This is a genomic window from Flavobacterium facile (genome assembly GCF_036321945.1).
In the GTDB taxonomy this organism is placed as follows: Bacteria; Bacteroidota; Bacteroidia; order Flavobacteriales; family Flavobacteriaceae; genus Flavobacterium; species Flavobacterium facile.
Genome location: NZ_JAZAYT010000034.1, coordinates 59,477 through 78,927, shown reverse-complemented (window position 1 = coordinate 78,927; position 19,451 = coordinate 59,477). Strand labels below are relative to the sequence as shown.

The following is a 19,451-nucleotide window of genomic DNA, read 5'->3' as shown; positions in this document are numbered from 1 at the left end:
GTTATCTTATCTATATTTGTTATTCACCTCAAATGAAATTTTAATGAAAACAAAATTACGATTATTGTTTTTTATAGTTTTTTCTTCACTTTCTTATGCTCAAGTTGTGATTAATGAAATTGATCCCGATACACCTTCAACAGATCAAAAAGAATTTATTGAATTAAAATCATCGACACCTAATTTTTCATTAAATGGCTATGTGTTGGTTTTGTATAATGCAACTGGTACAGCTCCATATAGTGGAACATTAAGTTATTATGCAATTGATTTAGATGGTTTTACAACTGATGTAAATGGAAATTTCTTAATTGGAAATGTACTACTTTCACCTACTCCTGGTTTGTCTATCCCAGATTCGATTTTACAAAATGGACCTGATGCTATTGTTTTATATTTGGGTAATGGTTCAGATTTTCCAATAAATACACCAGTAACTTCTACAGGTTTAATTGATGCTATTGCATATTCTAATAACGCAACAAATCAACCAACGGCATTAATGACAGCTTTGGGTTTGTCTGTTTGTGTAAATGAAAACGTAACATCAAATGCTGCAAATCATTCTATTCAAAGAAAATCGGATGGAACGTACGAAGTAAAAGTGCCAACTCCAGGAATGAATAATGATGGAAGTGGAATTGTTTTAAATTATATGACTACTACGTTTAACTCAGCAAGTTATACAGAGGGACAACCTGTAAATATTACTTTTACAACTACAACACCTGTAACATCGAATACTACTTTTACGATTTCTTTAAACAATGGAAATTTTAATACTTCAGATTTTACTTTCGATACGAATAATTCTGTTACCATTAATTCTGGTTCTACAACTGCTTTAAAAACAATTAATCTTACAGATGATGTTTTAGACGAAGGTGATGAAGAGTTTGTTTTATTTATTTCGTCTTTACCAGTTGATGTAGTTTCGAGCAATAATTCAATTTTACGAAGAGTTAGAGATACAGATTTTCAAGTCGCTAATTTTGGGACACCTTTAGCGCCAACTTTTGGTCAAGTTTCAAGTACAGCTCCAGTTGGGTATTATGCTTCTTTGGAAGGATTATCTGGTGTTGCGTTGAAACAAGCTTTACAAGCGATTATTGCGAATCCTTCTGAAGTACACTTACACAGTTATGCCGATATGTGGGATATTATTAGAGTTGCTGATACGAATCCCTTAAATAGTGGAGAAATTTGGGATATGTATTTAGAAGTTCCTATGTCGAAAATTGATCAACAAAACGGAAGTAGTATTGTTGGAAAATGGAATAGAGAGCATATTTTTTGTCAATCGAGAGGTGGATTTAATGTGGCAATGGGTGATTATGCAGATGGAATAGGAATTTGGAACAATACAAGTGCTGCTGCAACTGTTGATGGTGTTTCTGATGCCCATCATATTAGAGCTGAAAACGGTCAAGAAAATTCCTCTAGAAATAATAAAAATTACGGAACAGTAAATTCACCAACAGTTTATGCTGGACCAGTAGGAACGCAAGGTTCTTGGCATGGAGATGTAGCAAGAGCTTGTTTTTATATGGCGGTTCGTTTCAATGGTTTAAATGTTTTGAATGGTGATCCTAGTGAATATTTACCAAGTACAACCACATCTTCAGGAAATATAGGAGATTTAGCAACATTATTATCATGGAATGTGTCAGACGCAAGAGATGATTACGAAATGAATAGAAACAATTATGTGCAAACATGGCAAAACAATAGAAATCCATTTATTGATTATCCTTTGTTAGCTAATTATATTTTTGGTGCGCAATATGGACAACCTTGGTTTGCAGCATTAGCTTCGGAATCTTTTGATATTTCGGAAGTAAAAGTTTATCCAAATCCGGCAGCAGAACATATTTTTATTTCAGGTTTATTAGGTACATCTAAAGTGGAAATTTTCTCTGTTTCAGGGGCAAAAGTATTCGAAAAAACCATAAATGAAGACCAAATGATTCCAATTGATTTTGAAACTGGAATGTATTTTGTAAAAATCAGTAACGAAGACAAACAAATTGTAAAAAAAATAATAGTGAAATAACGTAAAATTGTTTCATAATCAATATTTTTGTAAAAAATAACAACATCAATATTTAATTTATCAAAATGAAAGTAACAATAGTAGGAGCAGGGAATGTAGGTGCATCATGTGCAGACGTAATTTCATACAGAGGAATTGCAAGTGAAGTAGTATTATTAGACATTAAAGAAGGATTTGCAGAAGGAAAAGCAATGGATATCATGCAATGTGCTACAACTACAGGTTTTAATACACAAGTTTCTGGAGTAACTAATGATTATTCTAAAACAGCTAATTCTGATGTAGTAGTTATTACTTCTGGAATTCCAAGAAAACCAGGTATGACTCGTGAAGAATTAATTGGTATCAACGCTGGAATTGTAAAATCAGTAGCTGAAAATATCTTAAAATTTTCTCCAAATACAATTATCGTGGTAGTTTCTAATCCTATGGATACTATGACGTATTTAACTTTAAAAGCTACAGGTTTACCAAAAAATAGAATTATTGGTATGGGTGGAGCTTTAGATAGTTCTCGTTTCAAATATTATTTATCAAAAGCTTTAAACAAACCAGCTAACGACGTACAAGGTATGGTTATTGGTGGTCACGGTGATACTACTATGATTCCATTAACACGTTTAGCTTCATATAACGGTGCGCCAGTGGCAAACTATTTATCTCAAGAAGAATTAGATAAAGTTGCTGCTGACACAATGGTTGGTGGTGCAACTTTAACAGGTTTATTAGGTACTTCAGCTTGGTATGCGCCAGGAGCTTCTGTAGCGTATTTAGTAGATTCTATCTTAAATAACCAAAACAAAATGATTGCTTGTTCCGTTTTATTAGAAGGTGAATACGGACAATCTGATATTTGTTTAGGTGTTCCATGTATTATTGGTAAAAACGGAATTGAAGAAATCGTTGACATCAAATTAAACGATGCTGAAAAAGCAACTTTCGCTAAATCTGCAGATGCAGTAAGAGCTATGAATGGAGATTTAAAAGCGGTTTTAGCTTAATCACTTTTCAACTATATATAAAGCCTACAGGATTTTCTTGTAGGCTTTTTTTGTTTTGATTAGGTACACAGATTTAGCAGATTTTTATTGTTTGGTTTGTGGTTAATGATTTCACGCAGCTTTCCTTTGCGTTCTTTGCGAAAGCTTTGCGTTCTTTGCGGTTAATTTTTTTCACGCAGATAAAAAGAATTTTGTATTTCTCTGAGGAATTACATAAATTTATGAAATGAAGCAAAAAATTCAAATTTCCATTCCAGAACCTTGTCAGGAAGGTTGGCAAAATATGACGCCTGTTGAAAAGGGTCGATTTTGTGCGTCTTGCCAGAAAACGGTTTTAGATTTCACTCATTTATCGGATAATGAAATTATCAATTTGGTTGCTAAAAATGATACTTTATGTGGAAGAATAAATGTTTCTCAACTCAATAGAAATTTAATCGAAACAAAAACAAAATCTAATTATTTTGGCTATTTCGCGACTTCTATTTTAGCGTTTTTAGGATTAGGAACAGAAAGTAGTGTTGCTCAAGAAAAACCAGCACAAGAACAAACGGATTTAAAACATTTAAATAAAATTATAGATTCTGATAAGAAAATAACTGTTACTGGTGTTGTTACTAGTGAAGGAGTACCTTTGCCTGGAGTCACTGTTAGAATAAAAAATAAAAAAGAATTTGTCCAGACGGATGAGTTTGGTAGATATAGTATTAAAGTTAAAAAAGGTAAAATTCTTGTTTTTTCATATATTGGACTAGAAGACATGGAAGTTAAAGTCGTTTGTAGTACTGTTAATGCTACTCTTCATGATGGAGAAACTTTTATTGGAACTGTTGTTATAGATTAGTTTTTCTATTTTTTTAAACTTCTTTTTTGTTTATAATACGCTTTTGTAGAAATATATAACGTTTTGTCTAATTCGGCGAAAATAGTTCCGTTTTTATCTGTGATGTGGAGAATTTTGGTATAATCTACTTCGTTTTCAGATTGTACTCTTTGTAGTATTTCTTCAATTTCAATAGTCGAGAATTCAAACGTTGCAAATGCATTTTCATAGGCTGGTCGTTTAAATTTAATATGTGTTTTTTTATCCCAAACCACATACTCTTTTCCTAATATCTGCATCAATTGGATCATGTAAATTGGATCCGTAGCAGAAAACAAACTACCACCAAAAATAGACCCTACATAATTTTTATTCTTATACGATAACGGAATTTTTATTTTTACTACATGTAAATCTTCCGATGCGAAAATAATTTTCCCACAACTTCTTTTATACATGGGTGACATATTAAACAAGACTCTGAAAAGTGTTGCTTTCTTGAAATATTTGTTTAAAAATGTAAAAAGTTGGTCGTACATCTTAAATCATTTTCTTTACAATTTCTGAAACGGGTAAAATCGCGTGCGTGTCTTCTATAGTTGGTCCGGCAACCCAAACCGTTTTGTAAGTTACTTCTGTCGCTGCTTTTTCTGTGGCTTTCATACCGATATAAAAACGAATCATTTTGACCCATTTTTTCAAGCTTTTATTTTTGTTTAGAAGTTGTTCTAACCAAGTGGTTTTTGTACCTACTTTTTGAACGTAAGGTGTATTTATTACTGAACAAGGTGTACCTGAAATACGTTCTGTCATTACGATATCTTTTGCGCCATAATCGACGCAAGCTTGTTTGTATTCTTGAGAAACGCCGGATTCTATTGAAGCTATGAAGGGACTTCCAACAGAAACTCCAATCGCACCATAAGAAAGCATCTTGTCAATATCCGATTTTTTACTCACACCACCAGCAGAAATTACTGGTAGGGAAGTGCCTTCATTTAATTGTTTGATTAATTCTTCAGGACTAATATTCCCTCTGTGTCCGCCAGCTAAGTTGTTTACAGCAACTAACGCATCGCCGCCTAAACTTTCCACTTTTTTAGCGAAACTTAAGTCAGTTACATCACAAAAAACTTTGATGCCAGCTTTATGTGCCTCATTAATAGTTTCTTCTGGAGAACCTAGAGAAGTTAAAATAAAGTCGACTTTTTCTTCGCATAAAATGCGCAATTGCTCTTTATATTTTACATTGGATTTGTTTACAATTAAATTGAATCCGAAACTTCCACCTTCCACTTTTGCATTTTTCAATTCAATGATGGCGCTTCGTAATTCTTCTAAAGTTCTGTAGTTTAATGCTGGAATACAACCTGCTACGCCACTTTTCATACCTTCAATTACCATTTTAGTATTCGACACCAAAAACATAGGTGCCATAATAATTGGATGTTTAATATTTAGAATTTCTGTTAATTGTAATTTTTGCATAATTGTAAAGTTTTTTCAAATATACTAAAAAATAATATGCATGCATATAAAAAAAGAGCTTCAAATACTGAAACTCTTTTATAATGATGAAGAATAATTATTTCTTTGGATCGTAACGACGAGTAGTTGGGTTAAATTTATATTTGTTAGTTTGTGTTTTAGTAGATAGAAATACTTCAAAATCTTTTGTTAGTGTAAATTCAAAACCTTCTCTACGAGTTTTTTCTACAGTTTCTGTAGCAGTAGATTTTCCTAATTGCTTAATTTCTTTAATGTTAGATACAGTTTGTATGTTACCTAAAATCTTAAGTTTAGTTGCTGATAAATCCCAAATTTCATTAGAAGTAATTAGAGCGTTTTCTTTTTTAAGTTTGGTTTCAGAAATGATATTTTCAGTGTAAGTAAAGTGATATAATTTTACACCAGAAACCGTAAATGATTTAATTTTAAAATTAGTGGGTTGTTGTGCTTTGTCTTTTGTGGTAATTTCTTTTAAGATGATATTTTCTTTTTTTCCAGCATTGTCCATGACAATAGCTAGTTTTTGTTTACCACCTTCGGTAATAATTTCAGCTTTTAAGTTTTCAAATGTGGCTAAAGCAGAGGATGTTGTTGATTTTGGTTTCGCTTTTTGAGCAAAACTTAGTGTAGTAGTGACTAAAAGTAATGCAATACATAGTTTTTTCATTGTGTTGAGTTTTATGATTTTGGTGCTTCCAATGTACAAATTTTTTTCAATAAAAAAACCGTGCTAAAAAATTTAACATGGTTTCTTCAAAATAAAATAAACTAAAAACTTAATCTTTCTGTGATTGAACGGCTAAATTATAAATTACCAATCCAAATCCAATTTTGTTGATAGCATCAGCTATGTTGTAAGCGATATCAACACTTCCTTTTCCTAATATGCTAGTATACCAACCATCAGTTCCTAACATGTATCCTAATGGATAAATTGCCCAACCTACTAATACAAACCAGCATAAAATTTTGTGAGCTGCTAAAACATTTCCACCAGCTTCTTTTGCTAATTTTGCAGCAGAACCTAGCCATATTTCATATACAATTACAAAATAAGCTACTCCTGAAATGAATCCCCATAAGGCTGCAGCATCTTTATATACTGTTTCTCCTAAGTATCCAGTAACTAACATAATTACAGATAAACCTATCATTTTCCACAATAAGTTTGTTTTTGCACCTGCCACTTTAAGTATTAAATAAAACTCTAAACACATTAATGGAACTGTTAAAATCCAATCAACGTATCTAAAAAACGTTGGTGATTCTCCAAATTCTGCCCAGTATTCTTTCATATAGAAGTAATGCACAGCTGCAATAAAAGTAATTAATCCTGAAACTAGTACCGAAGTACGCCATTTCTTATCAAACTGGTTTAATGATAAGAAGAAAAATGCTGAAGCAGCCATCATAGCCATACAGCCTACGAAGAAAGTAAAACCTACATAATCGTTTGGTAACATTTTTGAAATTAAGCTAAAATTTGTCATAAAATTTGTTTTTAATTGTTAGTAATGTTAATTGTTTAATCAAAGTTAATAAATGTTAAACATAATAACTAACTTTGTTTATCTTTTTTTAATATTATTTAAACAAAAATATTTATTATGAATAATTATCCAAGTATTGCTATAGTTCTGAGTTTTCTTGGATTATGGATTACCTCTTTTTTTTCTAATGATTTACAAGTTGGAATTGGGTTTGTTTTAATTCTGTCTTTTGGAATTTTGCACGGTGCAAACGATATCTTAATTTCAAAAAGTATAATGAATAAGAAGAAACAGTTTTCTAAAATGAAAATCATCTACTTATATGTTTTTGTTGTAGTTTGTGGTGCCATATTTTTTTATTTTTTACCAATTATAACATTGCTTCTATTTGTAATAATTAGCGGATACCATTTTGGAGAGCAACAATTTGATTTTTTAAAAGGAGAATTAATACAATATAATTTTGTTTTTAAAACCTTATATGGGTTGTTAGTGTTGTTTCTATTGTTTGGTTTTCATATAAATAATGTAATTACTGTAGTGTATGAAATTACTTCATATAGTATTGATGAGTCCTTAATTATAAATACACTTTATTTGATTTCAATTTTATTTACAATTAATTATATTTTCGTTTTTTTGAAGTTAAAAACAAAACAAACTATATTTTTAAAAGAACTTTTTTATCTATTAGTTTTTGCGATTATTTTTAAAGTTTCGTCGCTTATTTGGGGTTTTGCAATCTATTTTATAGTTTGGCACAGTATGCCTTCCATTATAAATCAGACTAAATTTTTATATGGTAGTTTTAATTATTTTAATTTCATTAAATACATAAAAGCGGCATTTTTTTATTGGGTAATATCACTTGTTGGTTTATGTTTTTTTTATCTACTTTTTCAAGATATTAAGCTTTTTAATACGTTGTTTTTTTCTTTTTTAGCAGCCATAACTTTTCCTCATGTTTTAGTTATTTTAATGATGTTAAAGGATAAAACTAGGCAATAAAAAAACCGAGTAATTTCTTACTCGGTTCTTAATTATTTAATTTATTCTTTACTTGTAAATTTCACTTCGTAAATCGTAAATCTTCAATTGTAAATTATTTTACTTCTTCGAATTCAACATCTTGAGTTGTATCACCTGAAGCTTGTGGTTGTGCTTGTGCAGCTCCTTGAGCGTCTCCTGTGTTATACATTTCAGCTGATGCGTTTGTCCAAGCTGTATTGATTTTTTCTAAAGCAGGCGTAATTGCAGCAACATCTTTTGCTTCGTAAGCCATTTTTAATTCAATTAAAGCTAAGTTGATGGCAGTTTTGTTATCGTCAGATAATTTCTCACCAAATTCACCTAATTGTTTTTCCGTTTGGAAAATCATAGAATCTGCTTCGTTTACTTTATCTGCAGTTTCTTTAGCGATTTTATCCGCTTCAGCATATAATTCTGCATCTTTTTTCATTCTTTCGATTTCTTCAGCTGTTAAACCAGAAGAAGCTTCGATACGAATATCGTGAGATTTTCCAGTTCCTTTGTCAGTTGCAGAAACTTTAATGATACCATTAGCATCAATATCGAAAGTTACTTCAATTTGAGGAATTCCTCTTGCTGCTGGTGGAATACCATCTAAATGGAAACGACCAATAGTTTTGTTATCTGCTGCCATTGTTCTTTCACCTTGAATAACGTGAATTTCAACACTTGGTTGGTTATCTGCTGCAGTTGAGAAAACTTGAGATTTTTTTGTTGGGATAGTTGTGTTAGACTCAATTAATCTAGTCATAACGTTACCCATAGTTTCGATTCCTAATGATAAAGGTGTAACGTCTAATAACAATACATCTTTTACATCACCAGTTAAAACTCCACCTTGAATAGCTGCACCAATAGCAACAACTTCATCAGGATTAACTCCTTTTGATGGTTTTTTACCGAAGAATTTCTCCACTTGTTCTTGGATAACTGGGATACGAGTAGAACCTCCAACTAAGATAACTTCATCAATATCAGAAACTGATAAACCAGCATCTTTTAAAGCTTTAACAACTGGTTCCATTGAACGCTTGATTAAAGAATCAGCTAATTGTTCAAATTTAGCACGAGTTAAAGTTTGTACTAAGTGCTTTGGTCCTGAAGCCGTAGCCGTAACGTATGGTAAGTTAATTTCTGTTTGAGCAGAAGCAGATAATTCAATCTTAGCTTTTTCAGCAGCTTCTTTTAAACGTTGTAAAGCAGTTGGGTCTTTTCTTAAATCTAAACCTTCAGCAGCATTAAAGTCGTTTGCTAACCAGTCAATAATAACTTGGTCAAAATCATCACCACCTAAGTGAGTATCTCCGTTAGTAGATAATACTTCAAAAACTCCATCTCCTAATTCAAGGATAGAAATATCAAATGTACCACCACCTAAATCGAATACTGCAATTTTTTGATCTGTAGCTTGTTTGTCTAATCCATAAGCTAATGCCGCAGCAGTTGGCTCATTGATAATTCTCATAACTTTTAAACCTGCAATTTCACCAGCTTCTTTTGTAGCTTGACGTTGTGCATCGTTAAAATATGCAGGAACAGTAATAACCGCTTCTGTAACTGAATGACCTAAATAGTCTTCAGCAGTTTTTTTCATTTTTTGTAAAGTCATTGCAGATAATTCTTGTGGCGTATATAAACGACCATCAATATCAACACGTGGCGTGTCGTTATCTCCTTTAACTACTTTGTAAGCAACAGTAGAAGCTTCTTTAGAACTTTCCGAGAACTTGTTACCCATAAATCTTTTGATAGATGCGATAGTTTTAGTTGGGTTAGTTACAGCTTGTCTTTTTGCAGCGTCTCCAATTTTAATTTCTCCACCTTCTACAAATGCAATTACAGATGGCGTTGTTCTTTTTCCTTCTGCATTAGCAATTACAACTGCTTCTCCACCTTCCATTACAGAAACACAAGAATTGGTTGTACCTAAATCGATTCCAATAATCTTACTCATTTTATTTAATTTTAAATTTTATTCGGTTTATTTTTTAAACTCTTTTTGGATAAGTCAAGTTTTGTGCCAAGATAAAATATCACTAGAAATTGGCAGAAATTCTTTTTTTGACAGAAATTCATCTGACAAAGTGTCATTTGATTTTAAGCTAACTTGTTGGTTTTCTGTCAGAAAGTGTTTTAGGATTATATCTGTTAAAAACGATAATCGTAAAAAAAGCGATAGTATAAATGATTAAATCTTCAAGCGAAAAGGTATTTCCCGCCACAATTCTTAAAATTCTATTTTTTTCTAAATTAAAATACAACAAAACTTGAAAATATTGAATGATTTCAACTGTAAACGCAAATACTAAAACACCTAAAGCAATTTTATTTTTATCGGCATTAATAAAACTCAGTAAAAAGTAATAGACTAAGAAAATTACCAAATAATCACCAAAATAAGGTCTGATGAAATTGTCTTTAATATATATAGCGATGAAAACTTCAATAATAAATATCGAAATGAAAATCAGAAAGTATTTTAAATTGAATTGGAACATTACTTATTCGAATTAAAAAGGACTTTTTTATTGAACACAATAATTGAAATCCCAATTAAACTGTAAGCAATCAATTGCGAAAACTGAATGTCTTCTTTAAAGTAGAAGAGTGCCAAAAAGAAATTTATCAGCGGATTCGTATACATTAAAATCCCAACAGCTGAAGAATTCATTCCTTTAAGTGCGAATAAATTCAAGAATAAAGGTATAATCGTAAATAAAACTACAATTAATCCCATCATCATATAAAATAAATTTTCAGTCGGAACTGCAGCACTAAATTTCGGATAAAAAGGCAATAAAACCAAACTCGCAATGACCAATTGAATGGTTAAAACTAAGAATTTATCAAACTCATTATTTCTTCGTTGACTAATTAAATACAGCGCAAATGAAGTAGCGATAACAAAACTATAAATCAATTCTGTAAAATGGCCATAAGATAAAATCGCACAGCTAATTACGCAAATCGCAACCGCTAACCATTGCCAATTGTCTAGTTTTTCTTTTAAAATAACAAAAGCTAAAACAGTTGTAATAATTGGACAAATTAAATACGCTAAAGATGCCGATTGCAAACTCACATGGTTTACAGCATACATGAATAAATACCAATTGAAAACTAATAAAAATCCGCCAGCAGCAGTTAGTAAAAGGGTATTTCGTTTTTTCTTTTTGGAAAAAGACTGAAATAATTCTAAACTCTTTTTCAATAAATTGATTCTGAAAACAAAATTAATAACCAGTAAAACTACGGTTGAAAAAAATACACGATAAAATAAAATATCTAATGAAGGATACTCGTGCAAGGGTTTTAAAGCTAAACTGAAAAATCCCCAAATGATAAAAGCTATTAAGGCAGATGAATAATATTTGTTAAACTTCATTTGATTTTTAATATTTTAAGGTTTAAATGTTTTTTTGAGCCAATTTTTGTCCATACATGGTTTTTCAACAAGTAGAAAAAAAACTGAGGAAATAAACATTATTATTAATAGTAATAGAACTGAATAAATTGAAATATTGATAAAAGTATATTTTGAAAAGGAATGTTTTAAAATTTGATTGCCAAATATACTGATAATAGGATAATGAAGTAAGTAAATAGAGTAACACATCCCACCTATATTTGTAATTAATTTTAACGAAAGGAATTTGAAAATTTTATGAAATAAAACATAGTAATACAAAAAGAAAATACAAATAAGTTGTATCAGTTCCCAAAAAAACGTTTGAGTAGCAGTTTTGAAATCACTATTATCAAATAGCCAAATAACTAGAAATAAAAACACACCAATTAAATTGTCAAATTTTGTCTTTGGTACTACTATTGAATTTGACACAAACAAATCAACTAATAAAAATCCTATTAGAAAGTATTGAAAATAATTAATCAAACTCAAAAAATGAAAAGGATTAAAATTAAAATGATTAATGATAATGAAAACTATGGCAACTAGAAATATTGTTAATCGTCTTATTATTAAAGATTTGATAGAAAAAACAAATGCTAATAAAGGAGCTAAAATATAAAACTGAACTTCAATTTCTAAACTCCAAGCAACAATATTTAATTTAGGCAAACAATCAGGATAAATGAAATTATGAGAATAAATTATTGAGGACAAATAACTTTCAATTCCATTTTTTAAAGATATAGTTTTAGCAATATAAACGGCACCAAATAATAGTGCTGTCATAACTAGGATATAGGGTGGTTCCAATCTAGTTAATCTTCGTATAAAATAATTTTTAAGGTTAACCGAATCACCATTTTTAAGATAATATTTTGCAAAAGGCATTCCTAAAATATAACCACTAATAACAAAGAAGAGAGGCACACCAATGTGACCATGTGAAAGTATATTCTTTAAAAAAGAAAAGTCTAAATTATCAGTGTTTTTATTTACATATTTAGTTGTTATGAAGTTACTTAAATGAAGTAAAACAACACTTATAATTGCTATAAATCTTAATCCATCAATCTCAGGTATAAAATTCCCAGAAGAAGTAATTCGCTTAAACGATAATCTCATGAATACAATTTTCTAAAATAAATTTTATTATTTTTAATATAAACGTTATACTATAAAAAATTGTTGGTATAGCAATTGTTTTTTTACAAAGATAGGTTTTCAAAAATCAATGCCAAAAATCAAACTCAAAAATAAAAATCAAACTCAAAAAATATTTTTTAAATCTGTTAAATCCTTAAAATCGGCTTATCAATAATTTGTCAATTTTCCACATCAAACAAAAATAAACTATCTTTGCCATTCAAAATACAAATATGACATTTCAAGATTTAAATTTACATAGAAATATACTTCAGGTTTTAGAAGAAGAAAACTATATTTCGCCAACACCCATTCAACAACAGGCGATTCCTGTTATTTTAGAAGAACACGATTTAGTAGGTTGCGCACAAACAGGAACAGGAAAAACAGGGGCATTCGCCATTCCAATTTTAAATTATTTACATCCAATTGTAGGTTCAAAAACCAAAAGAAAAGTAATTAGAACTTTAGTTTTAGCACCAACACGTGAATTAGCACACCAAATCCAAGATAGTTTTGCTACTTACGGAAAATATATGAATACCAAATCAATGGTAATTTATGGTGGTGTGAGTCAAGTGCCACAAGTGAATCAACTTAAAGAAGGTGTGGATATTTTAATTGCTACTCCAGGTCGTTTTTTAGATTTGAATAAGCAAGGATTTTTAGACATGAATAACTTACATCATTTGGTTATTGATGAAGCCGATCAAATGTTAGATATGGGTTTCATTAATGATGTAAAGAAAATCATCAAGTTAATTCCAGAAAACCGTCAAACGTTATTGTTCTCTGCAACAATGCCAGTCGCGATTAGAGAATTAGCAGATCAGTTTTTGAAAAAACCAAAATATGTTTCGGTTGCACCGATTTCTAGCACAGCAGAACGAGTGAACCAAAAAGTATACATGGTTCAAAAAGAAGACAAAAGAAAATTACTAATTCATTTAATTGAAGAAGAAAATATAAATAATGTGTTAGTTTTCGTAAGAACGAAACACAGTGCGGATAATGTGGTAAAAGCTTTAAAAGCGAAAAACATTTCGGCAGAAGCCATTCACGGAAATAAATCTCAAAACAACAGAATCAAAACTTTAGACGGATTTAAAAGTCAAGAAATTTCGGTTTTAGTGGCGACAGATATTGCAGCTCGTGGAATTGATATCGATTTATTACCTTATGTGATCAATTTCGACTTACCAAATATTCCAGAAACGTACGTTCACAGAATTGGTAGAACAGGAAGAGCAGGAAATGAAGGTTTAGCGATTTCATTTTGTAGTAAAGATGAATTACCTTTTTGGAAAGACATTGAAAAATTAACACGTCAGCAAATTAAAATCGTAAAAGAAAATCCATATCCATACAGAGAATTCACAGAAGACGAATTAAAAAACAAAGAAACGGATACGCGTGGTAAGAAAAACCCAGTAAAACAAAAACAAAATCACGCGCCAAAAGCAGCTAAAACAGCTAAGACTGCTGATTCTTCAAATTCCAGAAAATCAGATACGTCAAAGCAAAATAAAAAGCGTTGGTATTAAAAATTTTGGTTTAAGAGTTTGAAGGTTAAAAGTTTAAAAGGGATAAGTAAAAAGTAGAGATGCGATTCATCGCGTCTAATTCTAAATTGGTTTTACAAGATATTTAAAGTAAAAAGAGCCAAGTAAAAAGGCAAAAGTTAAAAGGAATAAGTTCAGTTTTGAATTTGTTCCTTTTTTTATGCAGTTTTCAAACTATAACAAATCCACTTTAATTAGTTTCAAAAATTTTCACTTCCTACTTCTAACTTCCAACTTCAAATGCTATCTTTGCTACTATAACGATTTAGTATATGGAATGTATTTCAGTTTTTGATATGTTAAAAATAGGCGTTGGCCCTTCAAGTTCTCATACTTTAGGACCATGGCGCGCTGCGGAACAATTTTTAGCAGAATTACGTAGTCAAAATATAATCAATGACGTACATCGCTTAAAAGTCGATTTGTATGGTTCGTTGTCGTTAACAGGAAAAGGGCATGCTACAGATTTAGCAGTGATGTTAGGTTTAAGCGGCGCCGATCCTGAATATGTACCAATTGACGCGATTGATTCCATTATCGAAGATATTAAAACCAATAACGAATTGCTTTTAGACAATGAGTTTAAAATTCATTTTAATATTGTTTCTGATATTTTTTTCAATAAGAATTTTTTACCTTTTCATGCTAACGGATTAATCTTTACAGCGTATACAAACGACTCAGAATACAGTTCCACTTTTTATTCAATTGGAGGTGGTTTTGTAGTTAAGGAAGAAGAAGATACGAATGTAAAATCAGAAATAAAATGTGCTTTTCCTTTTCCAGTTGATAAAGGGGCAGAGTTACTAGCTTTTTGTCATTCCGAAAATAAAAAAGTTTCTGAAATCGTTTACGAAAACGAAAAATCAATGCGTTCCGAAGAAGTAATTCACACCGAATTAATGCGAATTTGGAATACGATGTTAGAATGTATGTACATTGGCGCACATACTGATGGAATTTTACCAGGCGGATTAAATGTAAAAAGACGTGCATACGATATGCACACCAATTTAATCGGAATTGCCAATTATAATTCTCCTCAAGAATGGTTGCAATGCATTCGCCAAACCGAAGTTAAATTCCGACAGATATTAAAATGGGTGTCTTGTTTTGCCTTGGCTGTTAATGAAGTAAATGCTTCTTTAGGTCGAGTAGTGACAGCACCAACAAACGGAAGTGCTGGTGTTATTCCTGCTGTTTTAATGTATTATTTATGTATTGAAAATCATACAGCGGGAGAAAAAGAAATCAAACAATTTTTAATGGTAGCTGGAGAAATTGGAAGTATCTTCAAAAAAGGCGCGACTATTTCCGCAGCAATGGGCGGTTGTCAAGCAGAAATTGGCGTTTCATCAGCAATGGCTGCAGCTGCATTATGTGAATTAATGGGCGGAACTCCAGACCAAGTTTTAGTTGCTGCCGAAATCGCTATGGAACATCATTTAGGTATGACATGTGATCCGATTGGTGGTTTAGTACAAGTGCCTTGTATTGAACGTAATACAATGGGTGCAATTAAGGCCATAAACGCAGCAGAGTTAGCTTTAGAAACTGATGCGAAAAACACGCTAGTACCTTTAGATAAAGTTGTTGCAACCATGTGGGAAACCGCAAAAGATATGAATTCGAAATACAAAGAAACTTCCGAAGGTGGCTTGGCTATTGGAGTTGGTTTAGCGGATTGTTAAAATGAAATTTATTTACTTTTTACTAATTTGTTTGTTTTCTCAAAGTCTAAATGCTCAAGAGAATAAAGATTTATGGATTGTACAAGACACTCGTTTGTATTCAAAACCCGATTTAAAATCTGATTTTTATGGTTATTTTAGATACGGTTCTCGTGTTAAAGTTTTAGAACAAAAAGGAAATTGGACTAAGGTTGAAAGTGACAATCAAACCATTGGATTTGTTCCAACAAAACATCTGAATCATTCTATGATGTATAACGATGTTAATATTCTAGATCATGAAAATCCAATTTTAGAAAAAGATAGTACTTATGGAAGTTTCCATATGTATGTTACAGTTGCTGGTTTAAAAGCAAGAAAAGGTAAAACAAGTAGTAGTAAAGTTGATAGAGTTCTTTTAAATGGAGATGTACTTTCGGTTACTTATTTTCCTAGAAACCCTGAAGAATGGGTTAACATTGAAGGTAGTGGATATGGAATAACTTACACATACGTTCAAGCGAAATATTTAGGAGAAAAACCTGTTTTCGAAGAAATATTGAAGAAATTTGATGCCATTCCAGATGAAAAAATAGAGGAACAAAAAAAATGTATTGAACGATTAGTGGAATTATCTTGGAATAATAAACGCGAAAAATTAATACCAGCTTACAAACGTTATATTAAAGTGGCTGAAAAATTGAATGATGAAAAACTACTTCAAGATGTTAAAATGACATATGAAATAGTTCAAGCCTTAAATTCTAGAGGTACTAATTATAGTGAAGTTGAAATTCCGTCATATAAATATGAATTTTTATACAAAGGCAAAAAAATTGGTTTAGAAAAAAAACAATATTCTAATCTTATTGAAGTTTTTGGTGCGCCTATATCCAAAGAAATTGAATCGAATGATTGTGGTGTAAATATTTCAGATTTATTATATCATTACACCAATTTTGATGTTTATGTAGATGAAAAAGAAAATAGTATTGATGTGGTGTCATTTAAATTTGCTCCTGATTATTCTTTTAAATTAGATGAAAAGCACCTTTTTACTCATAATTTAACAGAAGAAAATTTTATTAAAGACTTTAAAGGAATGTTTGATTATCATGCAAGAAGTCCACATAGATTTTATTTAACTTTAGGAGATAGTAATCTTATTTTTTACTTTGAAGGTGGACTAATTTCGACTGTAGAAATTTTTTACTATTGTTAATTATTTAGCCTTTTTCAACTCCATAATTTCCAATTGTAATTTCTTGATTTCCTTACCTAAATCTTGATTTTCCTCAGTAGATTGATGAATAGTAATATCAATGTTTTTGATATTATTTCGAACAAAAAAAGCGTTAATATTTTGATTAATTTTCGCATCAAATGTTGGGGTAGAAATGTCTAATTCAATGGTTTTAGATTCAGCATTAATATCGTAATTGATAACATGGTATTTAGTTTCAATTTGATTGTTAATAATATGTTCTACTTTGGATTGAAACATATTTTGAACCGCTAAAACATAAGCAAAATATACTGCTGGAATCAAAGCTAAAATTCCCAAAACAAAAAACCATCCATTTACATGTTTAATATTTTGAGCAGAATGACGTTCAAATTTTAAATATTTGGTCATCAATAAAGTTCCAAATCCAATAAAAAGTGAGTTGATACTATAAGTATATAATCCGCCTAAAAAATAATCTAAGTTTAATGTTGCTAATCCAAAACCTGCTGTGCATAATGGTGGAATACAAGAAGTTGCCACTGCTACAGCGATAATTACTTGTGTGCCACTTTCTCTAGAAATCGCCAACATAGCGGCTAAACCTCCAATAAAGGCTAATAATACATCAAAAAATGTAGGTTTAGAAAAACTAATTAATTCTTCTGTTTCAATAGAATACGGATTAATTAAATAATATAAGGTTGAAAAAAACACACTAACCAAAACAATTCGAAATGCGTTTTTTAAACTGGTTTTGAATAAATCAGAATTTGATACACCTAAAGAAAAACCAATTCCAAAAATGGGTCCCATAACTGGCGATAAAATCATGGCTCCAATTACCGCACTTTTAGAATTAATATTTAAACCAATACAGGCAATAAAAATAGCAAAAGCTAATAACCACAAGTTTTTACCTTTGAATTCAACACCTTCTTTAATTTCTAAGTAGGTTTTGTTTTCTTCTTCTTGTGTCGATTTTAAATCGAATAATTGTCGAATAAAACGTTTGATTATAGCTGTTTTTTGAAGCATTCTTTTTAGTTATGAAATATTAAAATTTCTATTTTTTTCTTCTCGTATCAATAATATGAACAATTTTCCAAACATTATTCTCTAAAAGCAAAGTAAAGGAATTTGTTCCAAAATGACTTAGTTTATCATTTATATAAAATTCATAAGGTGTCCAAACTTGCGCCATCGAACCATCAATTTGAATCTTGTAGTCTAAAATTCGCTCTTCAATTTTTAGGTTTTTCGGAATGGAAGCAATCGATTTATAAAACTCTTCATTGGTTTTGAAAGATAAATTACCAATCGTATTTTTCTCCATAATGGATTGTAATTTCATTTCTTTATGACAAACTGATTGGATTTTCAACGTATCTGCTGATTGTAAACCTTTAAAAAACACAGAAATCGATTGTTTAATTTCCTTTTCTTGTGCAGAAATCGATAAACTAAAACCAAAAAATAGTAAAATAAGTAAATGTCTCATAATTGTAGAATTTAATTATTGGTATTAAATGTAGAAAAATTGTTACAATCCATATCTTTATATTAATTTTGTACCATTAATTTTCAGAAAAGCGGTTCGGAACAAATATTTCCAACTTCTAACTTCTGACTTCTAACTCAAAAAGAATGTCTGTAGCAAAAAAAGATTATAAAAAAATTACAACGAAGTCGTTAATTGATATGAAAGCCAATGGTGAAAAAATTTCTATGCTAACGGCATACGATTTCACTATGGCGAAAATTGTTGATACAGCAGGTATTGATGTAATTTTAGTTGGAGATTCGGCAAGTAATGTAATGGCTGGTCACGAAACGACTTTACCAATTACATTAGACCAAATGATTTATCACGCAAGTAGTGTGGTTAGAGCGGTTGACAGAGCTTTAGTTGTGGTAGATTTACCTTTTGGAAGTTACCAATCTGATTCTAAAGAAGCGTTACGTTCTTCTATCAGAATTATGAAAGAAAGTGGCGGACATGCTGTAAAATTAGAAGGTGGTAGAGAAATCGAATCTTCTATTAAAAAAATATTAAACGCTGGAATTCCAGTTATGGGACATTTAGGTTTAACACCACAATCGATATATAAATTCGGAACATATACGGTAAGAGCTAAGGAAGAAGAAGAAGCGGCTCAATTACTAGAAGATGCCAAAATGTTAGAAGAAATTGGATGTTTTGCTTTAGTTTTAGAGAAAATTCCAGCTCAATTAGCCCAAAAAGTAGCCGAAAGTATTTCTATTCCAGTAATTGGAATTGGAGCTGGTGGTGGAGTAGACGGTCAGGTTTTGGTTTTACACGATATGATTGGAATGACTCACGAATTTAGTCCAAGATTTTTACGCAGATATATGAATTTATTTGAAGATATGACAAAAGCTATCGGACAATATGCTGCTGACGTGAAATCAAAAGACTTCCCTAATGCAAGTGAACAGTATTAAATAAAGTTGTCACATTGAGCGAAGTCGAAATGCTTTTAAAATGTCTTCGACTCCGCTCAGACTGACAA

General features: G+C 30.8%; 18 protein-coding genes. 8 read left to right on the top strand and 10 right to left on the bottom strand.

The window, feature by feature from the left end; translation table 11 throughout:
- The first annotated feature begins 43 nt into the window (after positions 1-43).
- The 3 genes from UEQ13_RS10875 to UEQ13_RS10865 all read left to right on the top strand — a co-directional run bounded on the left by UEQ13_RS10875 (position 44) and on the right by UEQ13_RS10865 (position 3,898).
- Positions 44-2,053 carry an endonuclease gene (locus UEQ13_RS10875; protein WP_329806370.1) on the top strand — a complete coding sequence of 670 codons (2,010 nt, stop codon included), beginning with the start codon at positions 44-46 and terminating at the stop codon, positions 2,051-2,053.
- Between the two features lie 65 nt (positions 2,054-2,118).
- Positions 2,119-3,054: a malate dehydrogenase gene (locus UEQ13_RS10870; RefSeq protein WP_329806369.1), complete on the top strand. Its 936-nt coding sequence runs from the start codon at positions 2,119-2,121 to the stop codon at positions 3,052-3,054.
- A 226-nt stretch (positions 3,055-3,280) separates the two neighbouring features.
- On the top strand, positions 3,281-3,898 hold the full coding sequence (locus tag UEQ13_RS10865; RefSeq protein ID WP_329806368.1) for a carboxypeptidase-like regulatory domain-containing protein: 618 nt from the start codon (positions 3,281-3,283) through the stop codon (positions 3,896-3,898).
- Between the two features lie 5 nt (positions 3,899-3,903).
- Here UEQ13_RS10865 and UEQ13_RS10860 read toward each other — a convergent pair whose 3' ends face one another.
- The 4 genes from UEQ13_RS10860 to UEQ13_RS10845 all read right to left on the bottom strand — a co-directional run bounded on the left by UEQ13_RS10860 (position 3,904) and on the right by UEQ13_RS10845 (position 6,876).
- Entirely contained in the window at positions 3,904-4,416 is a 513-nt protein-coding gene (locus tag UEQ13_RS10860) for a DUF4442 domain-containing protein (RefSeq protein ID WP_329806367.1), read from the bottom strand.
- Between the two features lies 1 nt (position 4,417).
- Positions 4,418-5,365 (bottom strand): NAD(P)H-dependent flavin oxidoreductase, encoded by a 948-nt coding sequence (locus tag UEQ13_RS10855; RefSeq protein WP_329806366.1) that lies wholly within the window; start codon positions 5,363-5,365, stop codon positions 4,418-4,420.
- Positions 5,366-5,462: 97 nt separating this feature from the next.
- The gene (locus tag UEQ13_RS10850) at positions 5,463-6,053 is read right to left on the bottom strand and encodes a hypothetical protein (protein ID WP_329806365.1); all 591 of its coding nucleotides are present in this window, start codon (positions 6,051-6,053) and stop codon (positions 5,463-5,465) included.
- 109 nt (positions 6,054-6,162) lie between these two features.
- A complete protein-coding gene (locus tag UEQ13_RS10845; RefSeq protein ID WP_329806364.1) occupies positions 6,163-6,876 on the bottom strand; it encodes a bacteriorhodopsin-like in 714 nt (237 codons plus the stop codon).
- 117 nt (positions 6,877-6,993) lie between these two features.
- On the opposite strand from UEQ13_RS10845, the gene UEQ13_RS10840 reads away from it, so the two are divergent.
- Positions 6,994-7,884, top strand: coding sequence for a Brp/Blh family beta-carotene 15,15'-dioxygenase (locus UEQ13_RS10840; protein WP_329806363.1), 891 nt, complete (start codon positions 6,994-6,996; stop codon positions 7,882-7,884).
- 94 nt (positions 7,885-7,978) lie between these two features.
- Here UEQ13_RS10840 and dnaK read toward each other — a convergent pair whose 3' ends face one another.
- The 4 genes from dnaK to UEQ13_RS10820 all read right to left on the bottom strand — a co-directional run bounded on the left by dnaK (position 7,979) and on the right by UEQ13_RS10820 (position 12,439).
- Positions 7,979-9,859, bottom strand: coding sequence for a molecular chaperone DnaK (gene dnaK / locus UEQ13_RS10835; protein ID WP_329806362.1), 1,881 nt, complete (start codon positions 9,857-9,859; stop codon positions 7,979-7,981).
- A 148-nt stretch (positions 9,860-10,007) separates the two neighbouring features.
- Positions 10,008-10,403, bottom strand: a complete 396-nt coding sequence (locus UEQ13_RS10830) for a ribosomal maturation YjgA family protein (RefSeq protein ID WP_329806361.1) — start codon at positions 10,401-10,403, stop codon at positions 10,008-10,010.
- Positions 10,403-11,290 carry an EamA family transporter gene (locus UEQ13_RS10825; RefSeq protein ID WP_329806360.1) on the bottom strand — a complete coding sequence of 296 codons (888 nt, stop codon included), beginning with the start codon at positions 11,288-11,290 and terminating at the stop codon, positions 10,403-10,405. The genes UEQ13_RS10830 and UEQ13_RS10825 overlap by 1 nt, the downstream gene beginning before the upstream one ends.
- Before the next feature lie 15 nt (positions 11,291-11,305).
- A complete protein-coding gene (locus UEQ13_RS10820) occupies positions 11,306-12,439 on the bottom strand; it encodes an acyltransferase family protein (RefSeq protein ID WP_329806359.1) in 1,134 nt (377 codons plus the stop codon).
- A gap of 254 nt (positions 12,440-12,693) precedes the next feature.
- Between UEQ13_RS10820 and UEQ13_RS10815 the strand changes: the two genes are divergently transcribed.
- The 3 genes from UEQ13_RS10815 (at position 12,694) to UEQ13_RS10805 (ending at position 16,914) form a co-directional block, all read left to right on the top strand.
- A complete protein-coding gene (locus UEQ13_RS10815) occupies positions 12,694-14,004 on the top strand; it encodes a DEAD/DEAH box helicase (RefSeq protein WP_329806358.1) in 1,311 nt (436 codons plus the stop codon).
- A gap of 290 nt (positions 14,005-14,294) precedes the next feature.
- A complete protein-coding gene (locus UEQ13_RS10810; RefSeq protein WP_329806357.1) occupies positions 14,295-15,713 on the top strand; it encodes an L-serine ammonia-lyase in 1,419 nt (472 codons plus the stop codon).
- Between the two features lies 1 nt (position 15,714).
- Positions 15,715-16,914 (top strand): SH3 domain-containing protein, encoded by a 1,200-nt coding sequence (locus tag UEQ13_RS10805; RefSeq protein ID WP_329806356.1) that lies wholly within the window; start codon positions 15,715-15,717, stop codon positions 16,912-16,914.
- Here UEQ13_RS10805 and UEQ13_RS10800 read toward each other — a convergent pair whose 3' ends face one another.
- Both UEQ13_RS10800 and UEQ13_RS10795 read right to left on the bottom strand, forming a co-directional pair.
- On the bottom strand, positions 16,915-17,955 hold the full coding sequence (locus UEQ13_RS10800; protein WP_329806355.1) for a DUF389 domain-containing protein: 1,041 nt from the start codon (positions 17,953-17,955) through the stop codon (positions 16,915-16,917).
- A 28-nt stretch (positions 17,956-17,983) separates the two neighbouring features.
- Positions 17,984-18,418 (bottom strand): nuclear transport factor 2 family protein, encoded by a 435-nt coding sequence (locus tag UEQ13_RS10795; protein ID WP_329806354.1) that lies wholly within the window; start codon positions 18,416-18,418, stop codon positions 17,984-17,986.
- A 146-nt stretch (positions 18,419-18,564) separates the two neighbouring features.
- Between UEQ13_RS10795 and panB the strand changes: the two genes are divergently transcribed.
- A complete protein-coding gene (gene panB / locus UEQ13_RS10790) occupies positions 18,565-19,383 on the top strand; it encodes a 3-methyl-2-oxobutanoate hydroxymethyltransferase (RefSeq protein WP_329806353.1) in 819 nt (272 codons plus the stop codon).
- The last annotated feature ends 68 nt before the right edge of the window (positions 19,384-19,451 follow it).

Excerpts from the sequence above, each read along its gene's own strand:
- UEQ13_RS10825 (WP_329806360.1), bottom strand. The coding sequence starts at position 11,290 with ATGAAGTTTAACAAATATTATTCATCTGCCTTAATAGCTTTTATCATT.
- UEQ13_RS10820 (WP_329806359.1), bottom strand. The coding sequence starts at position 12,439 with ATGAGATTATCGTTTAAGCGAATTACTTCTTCTGGGAATTTTATACCT.
- UEQ13_RS10850 (WP_329806365.1), bottom strand. The coding sequence starts at position 6,053 with ATGAAAAAACTATGTATTGCATTACTTTTAGTCACTACTACACTAAGT.
- UEQ13_RS10875 (WP_329806370.1), top strand. The coding sequence starts at position 44 with ATGAAAACAAAATTACGATTATTGTTTTTTATAGTTTTTTCTTCACTT.
- panB (WP_329806353.1), top strand. The coding sequence starts at position 18,565 with ATGTCTGTAGCAAAAAAAGATTATAAAAAAATTACAACGAAGTCGTTA.
- UEQ13_RS10805 (WP_329806356.1), top strand. The coding sequence starts at position 15,715 with ATGAAATTTATTTACTTTTTACTAATTTGTTTGTTTTCTCAAAGTCTA.
- UEQ13_RS10840 (WP_329806363.1), top strand. The coding sequence starts at position 6,994 with ATGAATAATTATCCAAGTATTGCTATAGTTCTGAGTTTTCTTGGATTA.
- UEQ13_RS10815 (WP_329806358.1), top strand. The coding sequence starts at position 12,694 with ATGACATTTCAAGATTTAAATTTACATAGAAATATACTTCAGGTTTTA.
- UEQ13_RS10860 (WP_329806367.1), bottom strand. The coding sequence starts at position 4,416 with ATGTACGACCAACTTTTTACATTTTTAAACAAATATTTCAAGAAAGCA.
- UEQ13_RS10795 (WP_329806354.1), bottom strand. The coding sequence starts at position 18,418 with ATGAGACATTTACTTATTTTACTATTTTTTGGTTTTAGTTTATCGATT.
- UEQ13_RS10830 (WP_329806361.1), bottom strand. The coding sequence starts at position 10,403 with ATGTTCCAATTCAATTTAAAATACTTTCTGATTTTCATTTCGATATTT.
- UEQ13_RS10865 (WP_329806368.1), top strand. The coding sequence starts at position 3,281 with ATGAAGCAAAAAATTCAAATTTCCATTCCAGAACCTTGTCAGGAAGGT.
- dnaK (WP_329806362.1), bottom strand. The coding sequence starts at position 9,859 with ATGAGTAAGATTATTGGAATCGATTTAGGTACAACCAATTCTTGTGTT.
- UEQ13_RS10870 (WP_329806369.1), top strand. The coding sequence starts at position 2,119 with ATGAAAGTAACAATAGTAGGAGCAGGGAATGTAGGTGCATCATGTGCA.
- UEQ13_RS10810 (WP_329806357.1), top strand. The coding sequence starts at position 14,295 with ATGGAATGTATTTCAGTTTTTGATATGTTAAAAATAGGCGTTGGCCCT.
- UEQ13_RS10800 (WP_329806355.1), bottom strand. The coding sequence starts at position 17,955 with ATGCTTCAAAAAACAGCTATAATCAAACGTTTTATTCGACAATTATTC.
- UEQ13_RS10855 (WP_329806366.1), bottom strand. The coding sequence starts at position 5,365 with ATGCAAAAATTACAATTAACAGAAATTCTAAATATTAAACATCCAATT.
- UEQ13_RS10845 (WP_329806364.1), bottom strand. The coding sequence starts at position 6,876 with ATGACAAATTTTAGCTTAATTTCAAAAATGTTACCAAACGATTATGTA.